General features: G+C 68.5%; 22 protein-coding genes. 12 read left to right on the top strand and 10 right to left on the bottom strand.

The window, feature by feature from the left end; genetic code table 11:
* Positions 1-13 precede the first annotated feature (13 nt).
* A complete protein-coding gene (locus ACMGFE_RS19115) occupies positions 14-1,312 on the bottom strand; it encodes an outer membrane protein assembly factor BamB family protein (protein WP_436926860.1) in 1,299 nt (432 codons plus the stop codon).
* Between ACMGFE_RS19115 and ACMGFE_RS19110 the strand changes: the two genes are divergently transcribed.
* Positions 1,311-1,520, top strand: coding sequence for a hypothetical protein (locus ACMGFE_RS19110; RefSeq protein ID WP_436926859.1), 210 nt, complete (start codon positions 1,311-1,313; stop codon positions 1,518-1,520). The genes ACMGFE_RS19115 and ACMGFE_RS19110 overlap by 2 nt on opposite strands.
* A 292-nt stretch (positions 1,521-1,812) precedes the next feature.
* On the top strand, positions 1,813-2,418 hold the full coding sequence (gene tmk / locus ACMGFE_RS19105; RefSeq protein WP_436926858.1) for a dTMP kinase: 606 nt from the start codon (positions 1,813-1,815) through the stop codon (positions 2,416-2,418).
* A 30-nt stretch (positions 2,419-2,448) separates the two neighbouring features.
* On the opposite strand, the gene ACMGFE_RS19100 is transcribed toward tmk, so the two are convergent.
* Entirely contained in the window at positions 2,449-2,799 is a 351-nt protein-coding gene (locus ACMGFE_RS19100; protein ID WP_436926857.1) for a DUF7991 family protein, read from the bottom strand.
* A gap of 486 nt (positions 2,800-3,285) precedes the next feature.
* Here ACMGFE_RS19100 and ACMGFE_RS19095 point away from each other — a divergent pair, with 486 nt between their 5' ends.
* Positions 3,286-4,353, top strand: coding sequence for a thiamine pyrophosphate-dependent enzyme (locus ACMGFE_RS19095; RefSeq protein WP_436926856.1), 1,068 nt, complete (start codon positions 3,286-3,288; stop codon positions 4,351-4,353).
* A 157-nt stretch (positions 4,354-4,510) separates the two neighbouring features.
* Here the strand turns inward: ACMGFE_RS19095 and ACMGFE_RS19090 are convergent, their stop codons facing one another.
* Positions 4,511-4,741, bottom strand: coding sequence for an Lrp/AsnC family transcriptional regulator (locus ACMGFE_RS19090; protein ID WP_436926855.1), 231 nt, complete (start codon positions 4,739-4,741; stop codon positions 4,511-4,513).
* A 214-nt stretch (positions 4,742-4,955) separates the two neighbouring features.
* Here ACMGFE_RS19090 and ACMGFE_RS19085 point away from each other — a divergent pair, with 214 nt between their 5' ends.
* Both ACMGFE_RS19085 and ACMGFE_RS19080 read left to right on the top strand, forming a co-directional pair.
* Entirely contained in the window at positions 4,956-5,636 is a 681-nt protein-coding gene (locus ACMGFE_RS19085) for a potassium channel family protein (RefSeq protein WP_436926854.1), read from the top strand.
* Position 5,637: 1 nt separating this feature from the next.
* The gene (locus ACMGFE_RS19080) at positions 5,638-5,868 is read left to right on the top strand and encodes an Lrp/AsnC family transcriptional regulator (RefSeq protein WP_436926853.1); all 231 of its coding nucleotides are present in this window, start codon (positions 5,638-5,640) and stop codon (positions 5,866-5,868) included.
* Between the two features lie 50 nt (positions 5,869-5,918).
* Here ACMGFE_RS19080 and ACMGFE_RS19075 read toward each other — a convergent pair whose 3' ends face one another.
* The 3 genes from ACMGFE_RS19075 to upp all read right to left on the bottom strand — a co-directional run bounded on the left by ACMGFE_RS19075 (position 5,919) and on the right by upp (position 8,439).
* Entirely contained in the window at positions 5,919-6,866 is a 948-nt protein-coding gene (locus ACMGFE_RS19075; RefSeq protein ID WP_436926852.1) for an aldo/keto reductase, read from the bottom strand.
* A gap of 111 nt (positions 6,867-6,977) precedes the next feature.
* Positions 6,978-7,568, bottom strand: a complete 591-nt coding sequence (locus tag ACMGFE_RS19070; protein ID WP_436926850.1) for an NUDIX domain-containing protein — start codon at positions 7,566-7,568, stop codon at positions 6,978-6,980.
* Between the two features lie 190 nt (positions 7,569-7,758).
* Positions 7,759-8,439: a uracil phosphoribosyltransferase gene (gene upp / locus ACMGFE_RS19065; protein ID WP_436926849.1), complete on the bottom strand. Its 681-nt coding sequence runs from the start codon at positions 8,437-8,439 to the stop codon at positions 7,759-7,761.
* A 581-nt stretch (positions 8,440-9,020) separates the two neighbouring features.
* Between upp and ACMGFE_RS19060 the strand changes: the two genes are divergently transcribed.
* On the top strand, positions 9,021-9,461 hold the full coding sequence (locus ACMGFE_RS19060) for a universal stress protein (protein WP_436926848.1): 441 nt from the start codon (positions 9,021-9,023) through the stop codon (positions 9,459-9,461).
* A gap of 18 nt (positions 9,462-9,479) precedes the next feature.
* On the opposite strand, the gene ACMGFE_RS19055 is transcribed toward ACMGFE_RS19060, so the two are convergent.
* Both ACMGFE_RS19055 and ACMGFE_RS19050 read right to left on the bottom strand, forming a co-directional pair.
* Positions 9,480-10,178: a type 1 glutamine amidotransferase domain-containing protein gene (locus ACMGFE_RS19055; protein WP_436926846.1), complete on the bottom strand. Its 699-nt coding sequence runs from the start codon at positions 10,176-10,178 to the stop codon at positions 9,480-9,482.
* A 99-nt stretch (positions 10,179-10,277) separates the two neighbouring features.
* Complete coding sequence (locus ACMGFE_RS19050) at positions 10,278-10,475, bottom strand: DUF8107 family protein (RefSeq protein WP_436926845.1); 198 nt, start codon at positions 10,473-10,475, stop codon at positions 10,278-10,280.
* Positions 10,476-10,592: 117 nt separating this feature from the next.
* On the opposite strand from ACMGFE_RS19050, the gene ACMGFE_RS19045 reads away from it, so the two are divergent.
* The 4 genes from ACMGFE_RS19045 to ACMGFE_RS19030 all read left to right on the top strand — a co-directional run bounded on the left by ACMGFE_RS19045 (position 10,593) and on the right by ACMGFE_RS19030 (position 16,261).
* The gene (locus ACMGFE_RS19045; protein WP_436926844.1) at positions 10,593-10,910 is read left to right on the top strand and encodes a hypothetical protein; all 318 of its coding nucleotides are present in this window, start codon (positions 10,593-10,595) and stop codon (positions 10,908-10,910) included.
* 79 nt (positions 10,911-10,989) lie between these two features.
* Positions 10,990-12,834: an archaeosine synthase subunit alpha gene (arcS, locus tag ACMGFE_RS19040; protein WP_436926843.1), complete on the top strand. Its 1,845-nt coding sequence runs from the start codon at positions 10,990-10,992 to the stop codon at positions 12,832-12,834.
* Positions 12,835-13,004: 170 nt separating this feature from the next.
* Complete coding sequence (locus ACMGFE_RS19035; RefSeq protein WP_436926842.1) at positions 13,005-14,990, top strand: hypothetical protein; 1,986 nt, start codon at positions 13,005-13,007, stop codon at positions 14,988-14,990.
* Between the two features lie 191 nt (positions 14,991-15,181).
* A complete protein-coding gene (locus tag ACMGFE_RS19030) occupies positions 15,182-16,261 on the top strand; it encodes an archaeosine biosynthesis radical SAM protein RaSEA (RefSeq protein ID WP_436926840.1) in 1,080 nt (359 codons plus the stop codon).
* A 359-nt stretch (positions 16,262-16,620) separates the two neighbouring features.
* Here ACMGFE_RS19030 and ACMGFE_RS19025 read toward each other — a convergent pair whose 3' ends face one another.
* The gene (locus ACMGFE_RS19025) at positions 16,621-17,865 is read right to left on the bottom strand and encodes an ABC transporter permease (protein ID WP_436926839.1); all 1,245 of its coding nucleotides are present in this window, start codon (positions 17,863-17,865) and stop codon (positions 16,621-16,623) included.
* Positions 17,866-17,902: 37 nt separating this feature from the next.
* Positions 17,903-18,625, bottom strand: coding sequence for an ABC transporter ATP-binding protein (locus ACMGFE_RS19020; protein WP_436926838.1), 723 nt, complete (start codon positions 18,623-18,625; stop codon positions 17,903-17,905).
* Positions 18,626-18,773: 148 nt separating this feature from the next.
* On the opposite strand from ACMGFE_RS19020, the gene ACMGFE_RS19015 reads away from it, so the two are divergent.
* Together ACMGFE_RS19015 and ACMGFE_RS19010 are read left to right on the top strand one after the other, a co-directional pair.
* Positions 18,774-19,304 carry an NUDIX hydrolase gene (locus tag ACMGFE_RS19015; protein ID WP_436926837.1) on the top strand — a complete coding sequence of 177 codons (531 nt, stop codon included), beginning with the start codon at positions 18,774-18,776 and terminating at the stop codon, positions 19,302-19,304.
* A 57-nt stretch (positions 19,305-19,361) separates the two neighbouring features.
* Positions 19,362-19,547: a hypothetical protein gene (locus ACMGFE_RS19010; RefSeq protein ID WP_436926836.1), complete on the top strand. Its 186-nt coding sequence runs from the start codon at positions 19,362-19,364 to the stop codon at positions 19,545-19,547.
* The last annotated feature ends 11 nt before the right edge of the window (positions 19,548-19,558 follow it).

The following is a 19,558-nucleotide window of genomic DNA, read 5'->3' as shown; positions in this document are numbered from 1 at the left end:
GTCGCCGTCGACCTCAGCTCTCGCCGCGCTCGACGACCTTGTAGAGACCGCCGCTTTGCCCCTTCTCGCCGGATCCTGCGTCGGTGCCCTCGCCGTCGCCGCCGTTCAGATACGCCTTCGACGCGCGGTCGGTGAAGTAGACGGCGCCGTCGGCGACCAGCGGCGCGCTCGACACGACGCCGACGCCCTCGACGCCCCACACCTCGTCGCCGGTCGTCTTCTCGACGGCGTAGCAGTTGTGGTCGTACGACCCGACGAGGACGTGCTCGCTCGTGACCGTCGGACAGCCGATGAGCGAGCCGCCGGTGTCGAACGACCACCGTTCGCCCCCGTCGGCGACGTCCAGCGCGTACAGCCGCGAGTCGTGTGTTCCGACGTAGACGGTGTCCGTCTCGGCCTCGACGGAGGGGCCGGACATCACCATGTCCTCGGGTTCGAACGACCACTCCTCGACCCCCTCGTCGAGGGCGACGCGGTAGACCGTCTCGTCCCAGGACCCGAAGAACGCGCTCCCGTCGGCGGTCGCGATCGGTCCCTTGATCGGCTCGCCGGTCGAGAACGTCCACTGGAACTCCAGATCGGGGTACGACCACGCGTAGAGGTCGCCGTCGTTCGAACCGACGACGAGTCGTCCGGCGTCGCGGTCGATCGCACACGTCGAGTGGGGGTGGTTCGTCGGGCGCTGGTCCTCCCACTCCACTTCGCCGGTGACGGCGTCGACGCCGAACATCGCGCCGCTGGGGTCGTAGTACTCGACGGCGATGTAGACGGTGCCGTCGTGATACCCCGGGCTCGACCCGATGGCGTCGCCAAGTTTCGTCCGCCAGTAGCGCTCGCCCGATTCGAGGTCGAAGGCGTAGAGCGCGCCGTCGTACGCGCCGATGTACACCGTGCCGTCGACGACTGCGGGCGTCCCGTGGATACCCCGGCCCGTCCGCTCGACGGTCGCGGTCCAGACGACCTCGCCCGCGGGCGTGACGCGCCGGATCTCCCGGTTGTCGCCGGGGACGACGACGTCGCCGCCCGGCACTTCGATCGGGCTCGCCTTCGCCGCGGTGTGGTCGCCGGTGTTTATCTCCCGGATCGTCCACTCGACCTCGGGATCGGTGGGGATCGTCGCGTCCGGGTATACGCCCCGCCGCTGGAGTCCGCCCCGGAACTGCGTCTCGGCGAGCGCGGCCAGCGACCCGTCGCCCGTCTCGACCCGTCTGTCGAGTGTCTCGCCGGGGGCTACCTGACAGCCCGCGATCCCTGTCGCCGCGCCGGCGCCGACGGCGCCCAGAAACGCCCGTCGTGAGAACCGCTCGTCCATGTACCCGGTTGTCGTCGGCGGATGGTTTGATGTTTTCGACCCCATCTTTTTCCCGGCCGGGTTTCCTCGCGCGCCTGCGGCGCGCTGCGGGAACCCGGCCGGCAAAAACATGGGTGAAAAAGGCCGCATCTCGGCCTTCGGCCTCGATGCGGTGTCCGCAGGAGTGAGCACCGCGAACGACTGCGGGCTCGTCAGAGCTTCGCTCTGACGGTGAACCGGCGCCTTCGGCGCCAGATGCTCAGTACAGCCATCCTTTTCATCGTCGGGTGTCCTCGCTCGCTCCGCTCGCTGCGGGCACCACTCCTCGAAAAACATGGGTGAAAAGGCTGAATCTTCGCTTCGCTCGGATTCGGTGAATCGCGCTCGCTCCGCTCGCGCGAATGCCAGTGGTCCGTTCGCACTTCAGACTGAACGAGAGAGCGAAGCCGATCGGGTCGCATCAGTGAGATCCGAACGCGGGGCACCGAGTCGTTTACGTGAGGGCACCGAGACACTCGGGTATGCTCGTCACGCTGGAAGGGCTGGACGGGAGCGGCAAGTCCTCGGCGGCCGACCACCTGGCCGAGAGCGACGCCGTCCCCACGGACGCGGTGTTCACGCGCGAGCCGACCGAGTCGTGGTACGGGGAGGCCGTCCAGCGGTCCATCGGCGACCCCGACGCCGACGCCGTGGCCGAGCTCTTCCTCTACACCGCCGACCACGCCGATCACCTGTCGCGGACGATCCGACCCGCGCTGGACGACGGTCGGCTCGTCGTCTCAGACCGCTACTCCGACTCGCGCTACGCCTACCAGGGCGCGACACTCGCCGACCATCCCCACCTCGACGTGGCAGACCCGCTCGACTACGTCCGAGAGATCCACGCGCCGTTCACCCGGAAGCCGGACGCGACCGTCTACCTCGACGTCGACCCCGAGACGGGCGCCCGCCGCGCCGGGTCGACGAACAAGATGGAGCAGGTCGAGTTCCTCGAACCCGTCCGCGGGAACTACGAGCGCCTGATCGACGACGACCCCGAGCGGTTCGTCCGGGTCGACGCGACCCGCTCGCAGGACGCGGTGCTGGCGGACGTGGAATCGACCGTCCTCGACCTGCTCGGGGAGTGAAAGGGCAATAACTGCGGTTTTCGCGACGGATCAGCGGTTCTCGTAGCGGCTGGGCCGGTCGTCGTCCCAGCGCTCGGGGAGGTCGACCTCGTCCGGCGAGGGCATCCAGAAGTAGTCGAAGGTGATGCCGGTCACCGTGGGCAGGAGGATGACGACGGTGACGACGACGCCGGCCGACCCCAGGTCCGGACCGAGCGGGAGGATGCCACTGAACACGAGCGTCGAGAGGAGGAGCGCCACGGGAACGATGACGCTGGCGTAGAGGAACCCGCCCCAGCGCGTCTTCAGGCGCACGCGGAAAAAGCGCGTCATCAGGGCGGCGGCGGCGCTGTGGACGAACAGGATGAACGCCAGTTCGAGCGCCTCGATGGCGGTGACCATACCCCCCTTTGGTGAGGCGTGCTCTTTGAGGTGTCGACTGCGAGTTGGAGTAACAGGTGTGAGAACGGCCAGTAGTGGGCCCCGATTCGCCGTTCGAACTGCGACCGCCAGCATGACCGCTCGTGAGAACAGCGTGAAAGCCCCCGGACCCTGCGCTCCCGGGACTCGTTGCGCTCCTCGTTCGCTACGCTCACTGCGGTGCTTACGTCGTCCGGGTTCCCGCAGGGTCCGGCCCCTTTCAGTCCCACCCATGTCGGCTGGTTCGACAGTCTGAGCGGGCGGGAATGGAAGGGGCGGCCTGCTTCGGGAAGCACGGCGCAGTAAGCACTGCAGCGAACGGAGTGAGCGAAGCGCGCAGCAAGCCGCGCGACCGAAGCAGGCCGGGGCTTTCACGCTGTTCGCGGTGGTTCTCTCGGATCTACTCGCTGTCGCGGTCCCTCGAACTCGACACAATCGCTTTCACGACGCCACGCCAACGGAGACACCATGCACCGCGTCATCGGCGAGCGGTCGCTGGCGGAGACGAGCGTCGACTCCGACCTGGTACGGACGCTGCTACGGGACGTCGTGCGCGCCCGGGTCTTCGACCACCGGGCGGTCGCGCTCCAGCGCAGAGGCTGGATGAGCGGCTATCCCCCCTTCGAGGGCCAGGAGGGGTCGCAGGTCGGCGCGGCCCACGCGCTGGCCGACGACGACTGGCTGTTCCCGACCTATCGGTCGAACGCGATGCAGATCGCCCGCGGTCGCCCTCCCGCCGACATCCTCCGCTTTCGCCGCGGGCTCTCCGCGTTCGAACCCGACGGGCCGACGGGCGACTCGACAGCCGAGAATCGAGATAGCGACCGCCTCGGGACCACCTTCACGACGGCGACGCCCATCGCGACCCAACTTCCCCACGCCGTCGGCGCGGGGATAGCGGCGACACACCTGGGCGAGGACCACGCGGTCTGCGCGTACCTCGGCGACGGCGCGACCTCGGAGGGGGACTTCCACGAGGCGATGAACTTCGCGGGCGTGTTCTCGGCGCCGGTCGTCTTCTTCTGCGAGAACAACCACTGGGCGATCAGCCTGCCCGAAGAGCGCCAGACGGCGAGCGAGACAATCGCCCAGAAGGCGCGCGCCTACGGCTTCGACGGCGTCCGCGTCGACGGGAACGACCCGCTGGCGGTGTACGAGGTCGTCGCCGAGTCCAGGGAACGAGCGCGGGCGGGCGACCCGGTGCTCGTCGAGAGCCTCACCTACCGCCAGGGCGCGCACTCGACCAGCGACGACCCCGGCCGCTACCGCGGCGACGTGGCCCTGCCCGAGTGGCGCACCGCCGACCCGCTGGAGCGCACCGCCGAGTACCTCCGCGAGGAAGGCGCGATCGACGAGTCGTTCGTGGAAGACGCCCGCGAGAGCGCGGACGCGGAGTTAGACGAGGCCGTCGCCGCCGCGGAGTCGACGCCAGAACCCGAGCCCGAGGAAGCGTTCGAGTACGCCTACGCCGAGCTCCCGCCCCGCGTCCTCGCACAGCGACGCGCCGTCGCCGAACGCGAGCGGACGCGGGAGTGAGGTGGCGAGTGAGTGTGACGGGTGAGCGCGACGAATGAGTGCGACGGGTGAGGTGGCGAGTGAGTGCGACGAATGAGTGCGACGAATACCCCACTGAGCGGCCGACTCGGGAGTAACTGCGGGAGAAGAACGCGGAGACGGCGGCGGAGCGGCGCGGTCAGTCGAGACAGATGTACGTCTTCGTGTCGGCGACCCCGCCGAGGTCGCGGAGTTTCGTCGCGACGCCGTGCATCAGGTCGTACACCTCCTCGCCCGTCGCCTCGACGATGATGTCGTACTGTCCGGCGACGATGTGCGCCTCCTCGACGCCCTCGATGTCCCGGATCGACGCCAGGAGTTCCTCGGACTTTCCGGCCGCCGTCTTCACCATGATAAAGGCCCGCACCATCGTAGACGAAAGTTCGCTTGGACGAGTCAAAAACCTTCCCCCGGCACCGGCGAACCCGGAGTTCGCGGCCCCTGTCGTCGGGATTCCCGACGGAAGGACCCAGGCGTCGACGGCCGGTCGCCGCGGAGGGTCACCGACGCCGCGGGTGACTGCGAGAGCGCGAGAAGTCCGTGGCGGAGGTAGCTTTATTCCTCGCCTCGCCGTACCGGTTCACATGCGATTCGTTATCGTGGGTGCCGGCCGCGTCGGGCTTCGAACGGCGCGGGCACTCGAAGACAGCGGACACGACGTGGTCCTCATCGAACGCGACCCGACGAAGGTCGACCGCGCGAAGGCCGAGGGCTACCAGGTCATCGAGGGGGACGCCAGCGACGAGCAGGTCTTGCTATCGGCGGATCTGGACGACGCCGACGCGCTCGGCGCGCTGACGGGCGACCTCTCGACGAACTTCGTCGCGTGCATGGTCGCGAAGTACCACGGCTGTCGCACCGTCCTCCGCATCGACGAGGACTACCGCGAGGATATCTACCGCAAGTACGCCTCGGACGTCGACGAGGTCATCTACCCCGAGCGCCTCGGCGCCATCGTCGCCAAGAACGCCCTGCTGGGCGGCAACATCCGCGCCGTCGCCGACATCGCGCAGAACCTCCAGCTCGTCGAGCTCACCGTCTCGGCGGACTCTCCCATGCACGGGTACACCCTGAGCGAACTCGAACTCCCCTCCGACACCGAACTGCTCGCCTTCGGGAAGAAGGGCCATCCGCTCTCGATCCCGGACGACGACGTCTCCCTCGAAGTCGGGGACACGCTCGCCGTCCTCGCGGACTTCGAGAAACTCGACGACGTGCGCCAGATCGTCGTCGGCGAGGCCGTCGCGGCCAAGGGGGGTGCCTGAGATGGTGCGCGCCTACGTCATGGTCAAGGCCCACTCCGGCGACGCCGAGCGCCTCAAATCCGAGATCCTCGACGTCGACGGCGTCGAGAGCGCCTACATCGTCGCCGGCGACGTCGACTTCATCGCCACCGTCGACGTCGCGGAGACCGCCGACGTGAAGGCCGTCGCCGCCACCCACATCCAGAACATCGACGGCATCGAGAACACACAGACCTACGTCGCGATGGATTAGCGGTCACAGCGAGTCGCTCTTTCTCGGGAGGCGAGAGACCGCCGCCGTCCTCAGTCGTGATACGCGTCGGTGATGCGGTCGAACTGGGCAGCCGAGAGCGACACGTCCATCGCGCCGAGGTTCTCCTCCATCTGGTCGGTCGTGCGAGCGCCGAAGATCGGCACGCAGGTGAACTCGCGCTGGTCGGCGAGCCACCGCAGCGAGACCTGTGCGGGCGTGGCGTCGACCTCGTCGGCGACCGACTCGACGGCCTCCAGCACGCGCCACTGCCGGTCGGAGAACTCCATGTCCCAGTCGTGCAGCGCCGCGCGCGAGTCGTCTTCGGCGTCGCCCTGTTCGTACTTCCCGGTCAGGAAGCCGCCGTCGAGCGGCGAGTACGGACAGACCGCGACGTCCTGGTCGGCGCAGACGTCGAGATAGTCCTGCGGCCGGTCGGCGGCGTTGAACCGCGGCTGGGTTGCCTCGAACCGCTCCAGACCCTCGACTTCGCTCACGGAGAGCCCCTTCATGAGCTTCCACGCCGCCATCGACGACGCCGCCAGGTAGTGGACCTTCCCCTCCTCGACCAGGCGGGTGAGCGTCCGGAGCGTCTCCGCGATGGGCGTGTCGTCGTCCCAGCGGTGGATGTAGTAGACGTCGAGGTAGTCGGTGTCCAACCGGTCGAGACTTCCCTCGATCTCCGCGCGGATGTTCTTGCGCGAGAGGTTGCTGGAAAAGCGGCTGACGCCCGCGTTGTACACCTTCGAGGCGATCACGTAGTCCTCGCGGTCGCGCTCGGCCAGCCACTCGCCGATCCACTCCTCGGACTTCCCGTTCCCGTAGCTGTTCGCGGTGTCGACGAAGTTGCCGCCGGCCTCCGCGAACGCGTCGAGCAGTTCGTGGGCCTCCTCGCGGTCCGTCTCGACGGTCCCGTCGCTGCCGGTCTTGTTGAATCGCCACGTCCCGAAACACAGTCGTGAGACGTCGAGTCCCGTCGCGCCGAGTTTCGTGTACTCCATGCGCATTGAGCGGCACGAGCCCGGTTAACCGTAGCGGAACCGGAAGCTGCTCGGAATCGGACGAGGTCACGTTCCCGTCCCAGTCACCGATTCACGCGTCCGCTTCCGTCGTCACTTCACGTGCGGCGCGAAGAGGTCGGCGTAGCGCGACTCGCGCTGCAGGGCCTGCTTCGACTGGTCGCGCAGCACGTCCAGGCCCATCTTCCACGAACGGGTCTCGTCGGGGTTGGGCATATCGCGTAGCACGTGCTCGGATTCTTCGAACTCGCTGGGCGTCCAGAAGCGGGCGTCCGTCGCGTCCGACCCCGCTTCGAGCGGCCCCGTCGTCTGGCTGCGGTCGACCGCGTAGTAGATGTGCATCCGGAACATGTCCTCGCCGACTTCCTTCCCGACGTCGTAGAGGTAGACGAGTTCGTCCGGGTCGACGGTCAGCCCCGTCTCTTCTTCGAGTTCTCGGGCGACCCCCTCGCGGGGCGATTCGGGGATCTCCGGCACCCCTTCCGGGATCTTCCACGTACCGGGACCGCGGAAGTCCTCGACGAGCAACACCCTGTCTCCGTCGACCACGACGATCCCGCCACCGAGGACGGCGTTGTGGAACACGAAGTCGTCGCAGGCGTCACAGCGGTACACCGTCGGCCCCTCCACGAGGTCCAGTTCGGACCCGCAGTACGGGCAGTAATCCGGTGGGAAGTTAACCATACCCACACCACACGCAACGGGTGCACGTAACGGTGCCGTCGAAACGATCATGAGAGATGGGCGGTGCAGCCGGCGTGCCAGCGTCGGTCCGCAGGTGGTGTGTCAGCGTCGGTCCGCAGGCGATGTAACTCGCCGCGAATCCGCAGGCGGTGTGACTCGCCGTGAAAGAGGAGCGGGGAGGAGGTTGCGGTTACTCGGTCGTCCGGAACGCCCGGTCGCCGGCGTCGCCGAGGCCGGGGACGATGTAGCCGTCGTCGTCGAGTTCGTCGTCGATGGCGACGGTCAACAGATCCGCCTGCGGGACGGTCTCGTTCACCCGGAGCAGTCCCTCGGGGGCGCTCACCGCCGAGAGGACGAAGAGGTGTTCGGGGTCGGGCTGGCCTTCGAGGACGTGCTCCAGCACCGCGCACATCGTCGACCCCGTTGCCAGCATGGGGTCGGCCACGATGACGGTGTCGTCGGGTTCGATGTCCGGGAGTTTCACGTAGTCGACGGAGATGGGGAACTCGCCGTCGTCGTCCATCCCGGCGGCCTCGTCGCGACTCGCCGAGATGACGCCCTGGCGGGCGCGCGGGAACGCCTTGAGTAGCCCCTCGACGAACGGTGTGGCCGCGCGGAGGACGTTGATGATGACGACGTCGTCCAGCCCCTTGACGCGCTCGCCCATCGTCTCGGTCAGCGGCGTCTGGACGGAGACGTACTCCGTCTCCATCGCACCGTCGATGATCTCGTAGCCGCAGATCCGGCCCAGCTTGACCAGTCCCTTCCGGAACGCCACCTGTTCGGTCTCCACGTCCCGGAGCTGCGTCAGCATGTCCCTGGCGAGCGCGTGCGTGATGAGACTCGCGTCGCCGCGGTCTTCGATCGTCATATGCCCGACTGCGTACGGACCCACCAAATATCCACCGCGGCTAGGAGACGTGTTTGCGGTAGTTCTCGGCAAGAGTGCTGTTGGTTTCAGTGAAATCCGCTCGCTAGCAGTTCGAGCAGCAGTCGACAGCAAGCGATGAAAGCCCTCGGCCCGCTCGCTAGCAGTTCGAGCAGCAGTCGACAGCAAGCAATGAAAGCCCTCGGCCCGCTCGCTAGCAGTTCGAGCAGCAGTCGACAGCAAGCAATGAAAGCCCTCGGCCCGCTCGCGCGGTCTGTGCGGGATATCCTCGGTCGCTGGCGCTCCCTCGGATAGGGGCCCGCGCAGACCGCGCCACCGCGCCTCGCCCTTTCAGTCCACCAGGACAGCAGGACCACACCGCACAACACCGCGCCTCACGCCTCCCCAGCCGATTGCGTTGCTCGGGGCTCGCTCGCGCTCGCCCTGCGCTACTCATCCCTCGCGCGACTGCTGTCGCGAGACGAGACTCGCGACAGCGCGCGCCTGTGTGAATGGCAACTCGGCCGCGATCCGCCGGTTGAACGGTCGACACACTCACATACCGGTGGGTGCTGTCGTGGCGCATGGCAGGGTACGAGCGGATCCTGGTACCGACGGACGGGAGCGAGCCGAGCGAGCGGGCGACCGAGCACGCGGTCGACCTGGCGAGCCAGTACGGCGCGACCGTCGAGGCGCTGTTCGTCGTCGACGAGACCTATCCGGCGACGAGCCACTGGGACGTGGTGGTCGAGGAAGAAGAGGCGACGGGTGAGCGAGCGCTCGACGCGGTCGCCGAGGCGGGCGAGAACGCGGGCGTCGCGGTCGAGCGGCATCTGCGCCGCGGCGTCCCGCACGAGGAGATCGTCGACGCCGCGGACGACTACGGCGTCGACCTGATCGTGATGGGGACCCACGGCCGGACGGGGCTCAGCCGGGTCGCGAGCACCGGGAGCACGACCGAACGGGTCGTCCGACTGACGACGGTACCGACGCTCGTGGTCGGCGGAGCAGGTGTTGACGAGTAGGGAACGGACCCGGCGGACTCAGTCGCCAGCGGCGGCGGCGACGCCGAGTTCGTCGAGCAGCGCCTGTGCGGCGGCCGAGGACGACTCGGGGCCGCGAGCGGTTACGAGGTCGCCGTCGACGGTGACGCTCGCGTCGGCGTCGAGTTCGGCGTCCCAGTTGCCGCCGGCCGCGACGACCTCGTCTTCGACCCAGTAGGGGAGCTTCCGGCCGTCGGGCATCCGGTCGTCGTCGTCGACGATGCCCTGCTCCCACTCGTTGGGGAAGCCGGTGACGTCGCGCCCGTCGACGAGGAACTCGCCGTCGTCGGTGCGCGTGAAGGCGAGGATGCCGACGGCGTGACAGACGACGAGCGCCTTCCCGTCATCGCCCGCGACGGCGTCGCGCAGCAGCGTCCGGGCGTGTCTGTCCTGGTTGACGTCCCACTCGGTGCCGTGGCCGCCTGGGAACGCCACCGCGTCGTAGTCGGCGGCGTCGACCCGCGCGATCGGTTCGGGGTCGTTCAGTTCCTCGTGGTTCTCGTGGACCTCGCGGACGCGTTCGGCGGTCTCCTCGCCCACCTCGTCGGGGTCGATCGAGCGCTCGTCGACGACCGGCGGGTCGCCCGAGGGCGTCGCGACCGTCACGTCCACGCCCGCGGATTCGAGCGTGGTGAGCGGTTCCACGCATTCCTCTGCCCAGTACCCTTCCTCGCTGACGACGAACAGTGCGGACGTCATAGCGAGCGCGCTACGGTCGCGAGCCTGGTAAGGGATCCCCCGCCCGACGGCCTTGCCGGAACCGAAGTGCCGCCGTGCGTCCGCGCCGGGGGCGCGGCCTCACCGCAGTACGACCAGGTAGGTCACGCCGGCGAGGAAGGCGGTCGCGATGGCGACGTTCACGGGCGTGAACTCCCCGAGACCCACGATATCGAGCCCGTAGACGACGCCGACGCTGAACACGAGCGAGAAGACCAGATCCAGCACGAGCAGCACGCGGATATCGCCGTCCGAGGCCGTCCGACCGTCTGTCGCCATACCCACGAGCGCGGCCGCCGGCCCCTTAGCTGTGTGGGTCGTTGTCGGGGGGCACGCGCCCAGACACGTTGCGCACGCCCCGATAAGACATACAGGGATCCAATCCGAACCGGACGCATGAAACTCCGGAATCGAGAGGGAGCCGCCGTCGACCCGGTGCCGTGGTTCGTCGTCACAGCGGCGGCGTTCGCGGTCGCGTACTCGTTCGGTCCGGGTTACTTCGCCGCGCTGGGACTGCCGATCAGAGACGGGTTGGTCGTCTCGACCGGACTGTTCCTCGCGGCGACCGCGGGGACGTACTACCGGTTCGTCTGGGCGGTCAGCCCGGAACACCGCACGGAGGTGCCTGTCGGCGACCGCTTCGAACGGCTGGTCCTCGCGACGCTGGGCTGTATCGGCGTCGTCGCCCTGCTGGCGCTGCCGCTCCTGTGGTAGTCCCGTCGCCGGACCGGCGCCGGGCGCACCGCTGTGCCGAGACGATAGTCTCATCCCGGCACGCGCCGACGGAAGCAACATGACCGACTACTTCGAGGTCCACGAGCGCGACGGCGCGGCCCGTCTCGCCGAGCTGCGCCTCGACTCGCCGGTGACGACGCCCGCACTCGTCACCGATGCGGACCGCGCCGACGCCGCGAGCGGAGCCAGCGGGGCGACCGCGGACGACGCCGGCGGCGACGACGCCCCCGAGGCAGGCCTCGCCCGTCCCGTCATCTCCGACCCCGGGAGCGGCTGGGCCACCGAGCCCGACGCCCCCGAGGGCGACGACGCCCGTCTCACTGTCCTCCCCGCCCGCGGGTTCCCGGCGGGGACCCCCGACGAGGTCCAGGACGCCTTCGACGCGGAGTACCCCGACGTCGACTTCCCGAGCGCTGCCGTCGTCTCGACGCGGACGGCCACCGACCACGGCACCGACGCCTACGTCCTCTCCGGCGCGCCGGGGCTCGTCGGTCACGCCCGGGCGTTCGTCGACGCGATGATCCGGGTGCGCGAAGCGATCCCGCCGGACACCGCGCTCTACCTGCCGGGCGTCGCGACCCCCGCGAACGTCGCGACGCTGGTCTACGCGGGCGTCGATCTCGTGGACGCCGACCGAGCCGTGATCCGGGGGACACAGGGCCGCTACCTCACCGTCGACGGCCACCAGTTCCTCGAAGACCTGGACGAACTTCCCTGCGCCTGTCCGACCTGCCAGCAACCGCGCGAGGCGTTCGACCGCGACGACTGCGCTCGACACAACGTCAACGTGCTGGCCGCGGCGCTCAAGACCGTCCGCCGACGTATCCGCGACGGCCGACTGCGCGACTACATCGAGGGCCAGGCCCGTCACGAGCAGTGGCTCACGGCCACGTTCCGCCGGCTCGACCAGCAGTACGGCTACCTCGAGGAGCGCACGCCGCTCCTCCGTCAGGCGGAGATCACGGCGGCGACCGAGGACACCATCCGTCGCGTGGAGATCCAGCGCTTCGCCGAGCGGGTGACCTCCCGGTACCGGAACCGCTTCGACAATCCGCTCGTGCTCGTGCCCTGCTCGGCGGCGAAGCCGTACAGCGACTCCCAGAGCCACAGGCAGTACCACGACGCCGTCCAGTGGCGCGCCCACAAGGTGTCGATGACCTCGCCGATCGGCGTCGTCCCGCAGGAACTCGAACTCACCTACCCCGCCCAGCACTACGACTCCGTCGTGACCGGCCGGTGGAGCGCCAACGAGATCGAGTTCGTCGCGAACGTCCTCGAACGCTATCTCGAACGCACCGACTACCCGCGCGTCATCGCGCACGTCCCCGAGGACTACCGCCCGATCTGCGAGCGCGTCGAGGAGAGCCTGGGCACGGAGTTCACCTACACCGTCGAGGACCACCCCACGACCACCGACTCGCTCGGGAACCTCGCCAGCGAGCTCTCGGGCGAGCCGAAGTACGGCAAGCGCGAGCGCCAGCACAACACCGTCAGGGCCATCGCCGACTACCAGTTCGGCGACGGCGCGGGCGACGCGCTGTTCGACGACCTGACCATCCGTGGCAGTCAGCCGGGACTGCAGGCCCACGACGGCGACGGCGAGCAACTCGCAGTCGTCGTCAGACCGTACGGGACGCTGGCGTTCACGCTCGCGGGCGCTCGCCGCTGGGCCGAGAGCGACGCCCCGACCAAGCGCGTCGAGATCGACGACTTCGTGCCCCACGGGAGCGTGCTCGCGCCGGGCGTCGTCGACGCCGACGAGTCGATCCGCGTCGGCGACGAGATCGTCGTCGAGGGACCGAGCGCCTTCGCCGTCGGCCGCGCGGAGATGACGGGACCGGAGATGGCCGACTCGACGCGCGGCATCGCCGCGGAGGTCCGCCACGTCGACGAACTGGACTGACGTCGGCGACTGTAGCCCGAAACCCGCTCTCCGCCTCGCCGCTATCGCCTTCGATAATCCCCCCGCAATAGTTATCTCGGGGAACGGGAAAGTTCGGGACAACGTGATTCCGCGGACCGAGCGACCGGCGAGGCTGCACGCGCGACGACGCGGCGCGGGAGGGCGGTCGCGTGAGCGGTGACTCTGCTCGATACTCGTGGCTCCCGGCGGAGGCCGAACGCGACCGCCTCGCGGCTCTCGCCGGGACGCTGACGCGGGTACTGTTCGGCGGACGGCCGGGCCTCGCGCTGTTCTGCGGGTCGCTCGCGCTGTTCGTGCTGACCTGGCGCGTCGGCGTCTTCTTCAACGACATCGGGCTGTTCGTGCCGATGCTCGAACGGATGAGCGACGGCCACCTCTCGTTCGGGAAGATGGGCGAACTCGGCTACGGCTATCCGGGGATGCACTACGTCGATGGGCGAGTGTACGGCCGCGGGTACGGCGTCGTCGGGCTCGCGCTTCCCGTCCTCTGGGGGCTGGAACTGCTGGACCCGCTGGTCGACCTGCGCTGGCTGGTCGTCGTCGGCTGGAGCGGACTGGTGCTGGCGACGACCGCGCTCGTCGGTGAACACGTCGGCCGTCGTCGCCGCGGCCTCGCCGTCGGCGCGGCCCTCGCCGCCGCGGCGCTGCTCGGCAACGCCTGGTTCTACAAGCCGTTCCGCGTCGACCTGAACGTCCTCGCCCTGCAGGCGGTGACGATACTCGCGGGAGCGGTCATCGTCGTGACCGTCTATCGCCTGCTCGCGGATCGACACGGGACGAGGGTCGGACTGCTGGGCGGTGCGACCGTCCTGCTGGGGACACCGGTCGCCTTCTGGGCGACGACGCCCAAGCGCCACACGCTCACCGCGATGTTCGTCGTCCTCGCCGTCTACGCGTTCGCGCGGAGTCGGCGGGCGGACGAGTCGGCCCTGAGAACGGCAGCGTTCCGCGGCGGCGCGTACGCCTGTGCGGGACTGCTCGCGTGGGTGCACGCACCCGAAGGGTTCACCCTCCTGGCGGCGCTCGCCGTCGTCGACGTCCCGACGGCGCGGCGGAACGACGCGCGGACGCTCGCGGTCGTCGGCGGGCTGTTCGCCGTCTCGCTCGTCCCGTTCCTCGTGACGAACGTCCTGATCTCGGGCAATCCGCTGCTCCCGCCGCACTTCCTGGAGACGTACCGCGGACAGTCGCCGACCGACGTGGCCGGTGGTGGGGCGATCGGCGGCGAGACCGGTGGATCCGGAAGCGGAGCGACCGGCGGTTCCGGCGGCGGCCGCATCGGCGGGACTGCGTCGGGCGGCGTCTGGCCCGTCACCGCGCTGGCGTCGGTCGTCGGCGCCGTCCTCGCTAAGTTCGACGCCATCGCCCCGTTACTCCAGCGTGCCGCTGATATGTACGTGAGCGGCCTCGTGGTGCTGTTCACGGAGACCGACGACGTCCTCCAGACGTTCGTTCACTGGGGCGATACGAACCACGACGCGGCCAACATCTTCTTCGACGGCGGGACGAACCTCTCGGTCGTCGAGTCCGCACCGGTCGTCGCGGCGCTGGCCGCGCTCCCGATCCGACGACGCGTCGGCGAACTCCGGGCGGGCACTGTGCGACTGCGCGAGGCCGTCGACCCGGTCGACCTGGTCGTCGTCGTGTTCACCGGGCTGCTGGTCTGTCTGTACATGAACCGACTCCCCATTCACGCCATGGTGACCGTCCGCTATCTCCACCCGGTGTACCCGCTCGCGGTGTACGGCCTGTTCCGACTCCCACAGGTGCGGCGGATACTCGTGACGAGGACCCGCGGTGCCGTCCTGGGGTACGAGGCGACCGTCCTGTTCGGTACTCCCGTCGCGTTCGGCTCACTGCTCGTCTTCGAGACGGCAAAGGGCGAGGTCGTTCAATCCCTCGGCCTCGCGTCGCTGACCGTCGCCGCGCTGCTCGCGGGGGCGCTGCTGGTCGGCCAGCGGGACGAGCGAGCCGACGCCGTCGCGGCGGGCGCCTTCGGTGCAGCCGTCGGGATAGCGACGATCTATCTCCTGCTGACGGCGTTCGTGCTGATGCACTACGGTCCCTCGGCGTTGCCGGCGGTCGACGTGCTCACCGGCGAGTTCCGCTGGTGGACGCTGACGATGCCGCGGTGACCCCCAGGGCCTTCGCTTTGCGAAGCCCGGGACCGCCGAGAGACGGCTTTGCCGTCTCTCCTGCTCGCGGTTTTCGAACCGCAAAAGCCGCGACCGCCGGAAGCCGACTCTGTGGCCTTCCGTGCTCCGAGCGTCGCCTCGCGACGCTCGGACCGCCGAGGTTTTATCGACAGACCGGATAGACGGGGGCAATGAGCAAGCCGAGCCCCGACGTCTACGAGCAGGGGAAGGGGATGGACGCCCACAACAAGGTGATGCGCGAGGTGCGCTCGCGCAACGACGCCAGCTACGACTCGCGCGAGCCCACGCGGGTCTGGCTCGACGAGGACAACACCCCCGACGGCTTCGTCGACTCTCTCACCATCATCCTCAACACCGGCGGCTGTCGGTGGGCGCGCGCCGGCGGCTGCACGATGTGTGGCTACGTCGCCGAGTCCGTCGAGGGCGGGTCCGTCGCCCACGAGGACCTCATGGCCCAGATCGACACCTGTCTGGAGCACGAGCAGGAGAACGCCGATTCGCCCGCCGAGCAGATCAAGATCTACACCTCCGGCTCCTTCCTCGACGAACGCGAGGTGCCCGCCGAGACTCGACGGGCCATCGCCGAAACGTTCGGCGACCGCGACCGCATCGTCGTCGAATCGCTGCCCGACTTCGTCGACCGCGAGAAGATCCGCGAGTTCACCGCACAGGGCCTCCAGACCGACGTGGCGATCGGCCTGGAGACGGCGACCGACCGCGTCCGCCGGGACTGCGTGAACAAGTACTTCGATTTCGCGGACTTCGAGGAGGCCTGTTCGGAGGCCAGCGCCGTCGAGGGCGGCGCCATCAAGGCCTACCTGTTGATGAAGCCGCCGTTCCTCTCGGAAGGCGAAGCCGTCGAAGACATGAAGCGGTCGGTGCGACGCTGTCTCGACGTCGAGGGCTGTCACACCGTCTCGATGAACCCCTGCAACGTCCAGCGCTATACGATGGTCGAGGAGCTCTACCACGACGGCGGCTATCGCCCGCCGTGGCTCTGGTCGGTCGCCGACGTGCTGGAGGACACTGCGGACGTCGACGGCATCGTCGTCTCCGACCCGGTCGGCCACGGTTCCGACCGCGGGCCGCACAACTGCGGCGACTGCGACGACCGCGTCCAGCGCGCCATCAAGGACTTCGACGAGCGCCAGGACCCGTCGGTCTTCGATCAGGTGTCCTGTGAGTGTGAACGGACCTGGGAGGCCGTCGTCGAGCGCGAACGGAGCTACTCCCTACCGCTGGCGCGATAGATCCGAACGGCTCTCGGTCGTCCCGACTCGACCCGAAACGTACCCCACCGATATGGCTTCACTGTGAACTACTACCACATCTCGGGGCGCCGCGTGCGCGCGGTTACACTTTCACTCCGGTTGCCGTGGGTTTTTATGCATCAGGGATCAACGCCCTCGTAGGGGCCCTGGAGACCCCGACTGTCACACGCTCCAGACCCCTACGTTCCCTATCCTATCTTCCGAGTTCGGTAGCGACGGCGCTGTTCACCGTGATCGAGCGAGAGTAGTGAGGCGGTGCGCGCGAATGCAGCGAAGCGAAGCGGCGAGTATCCGGGAGTTTCGGCCGGGCAGCCGACATCGAAAGCCCGCCGAGCGGGTTACTGCTGGACGAGGCGGAGGAGTCGGTCGAGCCAGCCGGCGTTGCCGGTGATCGGACGATCCGACTCGAAGAGTTTCACCGCGAGCCACACCGCCGCCAGCGCGAACACGATCTCGTAGCCGATGCCGGCTAGCACCAGCCCCCGGTCGTCGAACAGCAGGCGCTTGGGTGCGATGATCGGGTGCGTGAAGGGGATCGCGAGCAGGAGGCCCTTCGCCGCGGGCCCGAGCACGTCCACGTCGGTGAACATCGTGGCGAACATCGGGACGATGGCGAGCCCCGAGAGCGGGAGCAGGAGCATCTGCGCACCCTGTTGGCTATCCGCGAACAGCCCGAGGCAGAGGGCGACGGCGAGCGTGCCCACGAGGGTGAAAAACAGGGAGACGCCGATGAACAGGTAGTCGCCGGCACCGAGCGTGAGCGCGCTGGCCCCGCCGACCCCGCCGATCGAGAGGTTACTGACGGCGATTCCCCCGGTGTAGAGCGCGGTCGCGATGAGGCCGACGACCGACCCGCCGACGAGTTTGGCGGCGACGATCGAGCGGCGCTCGACCGGCATCGACAGCAGCGTCTCCAGGGTCTTGTTCTCGGTCTCGCTCGCCATCGAGTTCATCACCATCTGCCCGGAGAAGACGATGGCCAGCATGATGATCACCGGGACGAAGATGAACTGCGAGGTGAACGCGGCGGAGACGACGCCGGGCGGCGCCGAGAGCTGGCGACCCTTCACGTACGTAGTGTGGTCGCGTTCGATCGGGTCGAGCTGGGTCTCGCTCGCGCCGGTGATTGCGACGGTCACGTTGTGGGCCGACTGGGAGAGGAGCTCCTCGACCTGCGCGGAGCTGGCGATGCCGACGATGCTGACGCTCTCCACGCTGGTGTAGAGGTGGACTCTCCCCCGCTCGCCGGACTCGATCCGCTCGGTGAAGTTCGACGGTATCTCGACGACCGCGCTCCCTCCCGCGGCGGCCGTCTCGTTCATCGCCGTCTCGACGGAGCCGTTCGTCGCGCGGTAGGCGAGATCCGATTCGGCGTCGAGCGTCTCGGCGACGACTTCGGCGTACTGCCCGCCGTCGCGGTCGACCACGCCGACCGTCGGCTCCTGGCCGAGTTGCGCCTCGACGCCGGAGAATCCCTGGCCCATCCCGACGAAGATGAGCGGGAGCAGGAGGATCGGCAGGATGTAGCGCGGCCGCAGGAGTTCCCTCGCTTCCTTCCAGATGAGGCGAGTGAAGGGTCTCATCCGCACACCTCCACGCGACGAGTGGTCGCGGCGCGGCTCACGCCACCACCTCCAGGAAGACGTCTTCGAGGTTCTCGGCGTCGTACTCGGCCATCAGCTCCGCGGGCGAACCGCTGGTGACGATGACGCCGTCGTTGAGCAGGCCGACGCGGTCGCAGAGGTACTCGACTTCGAGCATGTCGTGGCTGGAGAGGAGGATCGACCGTTCGTCGTCGGGGAACTCCTTGACGACCTCCCGAACGGTCTTGCTGTTTTGCACGTCCAGCCCCGAGGTCGGTTCGTCGAGGATCGCGAGGTTCGGGTCGGTCATGAGCGCGCTCCCGAGGAGGAGTTTGCGCGTCATCCCCTTGCTGTAGGCCTGCGTGTCGTCGTCGATGCGGTCGCCGAGGTCGGCGATCTCGACCCCGCGGTCGACCATCGCCGCCGCCTGCTCGCCCTCCGCGTAGAAGTCCGCGACGAACGCCAGGAACTGCCGGCCGCTCATCGACTCGTAGGCGCCCGCGTCCTCGGGCAGGTATCGGATCGCTCGCCGGACTGCGTCCGGGTCGCCGTCGACGTCGTGGCCGGCGACGGTCACCGTCCCGTCGTCCTTGTTGAGCAGCGTCGCGAGCGTCCGCAGCGTCGTCGTCTTCCCCGCCCCGTTGGGGCCGACCAGCCCGAATATCTCGTCCGGACGAACCTCGAACGAGAGTCCGTCGAGGGCCTGTACGTCGCCGTAGCGCTTCCGCAGGTTCTCCACCTGCACTGCCTGGGCGGCCATGCTGGTCGGCAGGTGCGCCCATCAGGTAGTTGACTGTTCTGGTTGCCGGCGCCGCGAACGGTCGTCGACCGGGCGAGAGCCGGGATAGTCGGCCGGTCGCGACCGAGTTCCGATGCGATTATCGACTGCGGGGCGATACAGACCACCCATGGAGCGGACCGACCCCCGGGAACGGTACGACGACCTGGTCGTCGACTCCGAGCGCCACGAGGTCGACGCCGACCGCTTCGACGAGCTACGCCAGTCGGAAGTGTTCCGGTCCGGGTGGGGCGTCGCCGGCGTCGTCTTCGACGCGGACGAGCGGATCCTGGCCATCCGAAACGAGGCCTACCCGACCGAATGGACGCTCCCTGGCGGTGCCGTCGAGGACGGAGAGTCGCTGCCAGACGCCGTGGTTCGCGAGGTGGCCGAGGAGACCGGCGTCGGCATCGAACCCGTGCGACCGGTCGGGGCCGACGAGAGCGTGGTCACGGACGGGGAGCGCAGAACCGAGATGCGATTCGTCCACTTCCTCGCCCGGGCGACCGATCCCGAGGTCGACACCGCGCGAGACCTGGGCGACCCCGACGAAGAGATCACCGACGCGCGCTGGCTCGAGGAGTTACCAACCGACGTCTACAACCCGGAGTACACGCGTGACGTGTACGAATTCGCCAGCGCACTCGAAGCGGATCGATAGTCCGTACAGTGGTTGCGGGAACACCAGACCTACAAGTCGACCGCGCGACATCCCCCTGTGATACCCCTCCAGATACCCGGCGCCACCGAGTTGGTAGTCGTCCTGCTGGTCTTCGCGGTCTTCGTCGGCATCGTCGGCGGCATCGCGTTTCTCGTCCGGCGATTCGGAAACTCCGGCAAAGACGAGCGGATCGACGAACTGGAGCAACAGGTCGAGGAACTGCAGGACGAGCGCGACTCCTGAAACAGGCTGTC

The sequence above is a fragment of the Halosimplex amylolyticum genome, from assembly GCF_051414035.1.
In the GTDB taxonomy this organism is placed as follows: domain Archaea; phylum Halobacteriota; class Halobacteria; order Halobacteriales; family Haloarculaceae; genus Halosimplex; species Halosimplex amylolyticum.
The sequence above is the reverse complement of the archived record's forward strand: the minus strand, read 5'-3'. Positions and strand labels throughout refer to the sequence as shown.

Bases quoted from the DNA above. Each gene is read 5' to 3' on its own strand.
- ACMGFE_RS19110 (WP_436926859.1), top strand. From the start codon at position 1,311: ATGTACCCGGTTGTCGTCGGCGGATGGTTTGATGTTTTCGACCCCATC.
- ACMGFE_RS19115 (WP_436926860.1), bottom strand. From the start codon at position 1,312: ATGGACGAGCGGTTCTCACGACGGGCGTTTCTGGGCGCCGTCGGCGCC.
- tmk (WP_436926858.1), top strand. From the start codon at position 1,813: ATGCTCGTCACGCTGGAAGGGCTGGACGGGAGCGGCAAGTCCTCGGCG.
- ACMGFE_RS19100 (WP_436926857.1), bottom strand. From the start codon at position 2,799: ATGGTCACCGCCATCGAGGCGCTCGAACTGGCGTTCATCCTGTTCGTC.
- ACMGFE_RS19095 (WP_436926856.1), top strand. From the start codon at position 3,286: ATGCACCGCGTCATCGGCGAGCGGTCGCTGGCGGAGACGAGCGTCGAC.
- ACMGFE_RS19090 (WP_436926855.1), bottom strand. From the start codon at position 4,741: ATGGTGCGGGCCTTTATCATGGTGAAGACGGCGGCCGGAAAGTCCGAG.
- ACMGFE_RS19085 (WP_436926854.1), top strand. From the start codon at position 4,956: ATGCGATTCGTTATCGTGGGTGCCGGCCGCGTCGGGCTTCGAACGGCG.
- ACMGFE_RS19080 (WP_436926853.1), top strand. From the start codon at position 5,638: ATGGTGCGCGCCTACGTCATGGTCAAGGCCCACTCCGGCGACGCCGAG.
- ACMGFE_RS19075 (WP_436926852.1), bottom strand. From the start codon at position 6,866: ATGGAGTACACGAAACTCGGCGCGACGGGACTCGACGTCTCACGACTG.
- ACMGFE_RS19070 (WP_436926850.1), bottom strand. From the start codon at position 7,568: ATGGTTAACTTCCCACCGGATTACTGCCCGTACTGCGGGTCCGAACTG.
- upp (WP_436926849.1), bottom strand. From the start codon at position 8,439: ATGACGATCGAAGACCGCGGCGACGCGAGTCTCATCACGCACGCGCTC.
- ACMGFE_RS19060 (WP_436926848.1), top strand. From the start codon at position 9,021: ATGGCAGGGTACGAGCGGATCCTGGTACCGACGGACGGGAGCGAGCCG.
- ACMGFE_RS19055 (WP_436926846.1), bottom strand. From the start codon at position 10,178: ATGACGTCCGCACTGTTCGTCGTCAGCGAGGAAGGGTACTGGGCAGAG.
- ACMGFE_RS19050 (WP_436926845.1), bottom strand. From the start codon at position 10,475: ATGGCGACAGACGGTCGGACGGCCTCGGACGGCGATATCCGCGTGCTG.
- ACMGFE_RS19045 (WP_436926844.1), top strand. From the start codon at position 10,593: ATGAAACTCCGGAATCGAGAGGGAGCCGCCGTCGACCCGGTGCCGTGG.
- arcS (WP_436926843.1), top strand. From the start codon at position 10,990: ATGACCGACTACTTCGAGGTCCACGAGCGCGACGGCGCGGCCCGTCTC.
- ACMGFE_RS19030 (WP_436926840.1), top strand. From the start codon at position 15,182: ATGAGCAAGCCGAGCCCCGACGTCTACGAGCAGGGGAAGGGGATGGAC.
- ACMGFE_RS19025 (WP_436926839.1), bottom strand. From the start codon at position 17,865: ATGAGACCCTTCACTCGCCTCATCTGGAAGGAAGCGAGGGAACTCCTG.
- ACMGFE_RS19020 (WP_436926838.1), bottom strand. From the start codon at position 18,625: ATGGCCGCCCAGGCAGTGCAGGTGGAGAACCTGCGGAAGCGCTACGGC.
- ACMGFE_RS19015 (WP_436926837.1), top strand. From the start codon at position 18,774: ATGGAGCGGACCGACCCCCGGGAACGGTACGACGACCTGGTCGTCGAC.